Here is an 850-nt window from a genome sequence, read left to right as displayed (position 1 = left end):
GACCACGGTCACTTCATGACCTGCGTCACGCAATACCGTGGCGAGCATCTTGATGCCCGGCGCATCGACACCGTCGTCGTTGCTGACCAGAATCCGCATCTGCGATTTAACCGCTTGATTTTTCAAGACTTCGATTCCATCACTTCCCACCGTTGGCGGCGGTGGCCCTGCCCCTTCCGGAGCGCGACGACCGCGCAAGTGCGTCAGCTATTGTGCCGCAAGCGGACAGATCGTCCTACCCCGATAACGGTAGGCATCGCCCCTCCCGCCCATTAGGCTGTACGCATGTCACATTCTGAAGACGAAGATCCCGCGGCCCTGTTCCGGGCCGCCATCGGCGAGGTCAAGCCGCTGCGCAAGGTGGTCACCCCGCCGCCGGCCACGCCGCGGCCCAAGCCGCGTGCGCGCATGGCCGAACAGGATGAACAGGAGGCCCGCGGGGAAGTCGCCCGGCTGCTGCGCGACAGCAGCCCACTGGAGGCCGGCGATACCGCCAGCTACCGGCGCGAGAATCTGCCGCCGCGGATGTTCCAGCGGCTAAAGCGCGGGCAGTACTCCGTGCAGGACGAACTGGACCTGCATGGCGCGACGGTGGCCCAGGCCGAGACACTGGTGCGCCAGTTCCTGGTGGAAGCGCATGCCCATGAGTACGGCTGCGTGCGCATCATCCACGGCAAGGGACTGCAATCCGATGGCGGCGCACCGGTGCTGAAGAATCTGGTCGATCGTCTGCTGCGCCTGCGCAACGACGTGCTCGCGTTTCATTCCGCGCCCGCCGGCCAGGGCGGCACCGGTGCAGTGCTGGTGCTGCTGAGCAACCGGTAACGCCGGCCCTGGCCCCCACGCTCGG

Annotated in this window: 2 protein-coding genes; one reads left to right on the top strand and one right to left on the bottom strand. The window is 66.4% G+C overall.

What is annotated here, in order from left to right; all coding sequences use genetic code 11:
- On the bottom strand, positions 1-99 hold a 99-nt coding region (locus AAE045_RS23320), incomplete at its 3' end, for a 5'/3'-nucleotidase SurE (protein ID WP_455549695.1).
- Between the two features lie 186 nt (positions 100-285).
- Between AAE045_RS23320 and AAE045_RS23315 the strand changes: the two genes are divergently transcribed.
- Complete coding sequence (locus AAE045_RS23315; RefSeq protein WP_455549694.1) at positions 286-825, top strand: Smr/MutS family protein; 540 nt, start codon at positions 286-288, stop codon at positions 823-825.
- The last annotated feature ends 25 nt before the right edge of the window (positions 826-850 follow it).

Origin of the sequence: Dryocola clanedunensis, assembly GCF_038405435.1 — a bacterium.
Taxonomy (GTDB): domain Bacteria; phylum Pseudomonadota; class Gammaproteobacteria; order Enterobacterales; family Enterobacteriaceae; genus Dryocola; species Dryocola clanedunensis_A.
The sequence above is the reverse complement of the archived record's forward strand: the minus strand, read 5'-3'. Positions and strand labels throughout refer to the sequence as shown.

Bases quoted from the DNA above. Each gene is read 5' to 3' on its own strand.
- AAE045_RS23315 (WP_455549694.1), top strand. From the start codon at position 286: ATGTCACATTCTGAAGACGAAGATCCCGCGGCCCTGTTCCGGGCCGCC.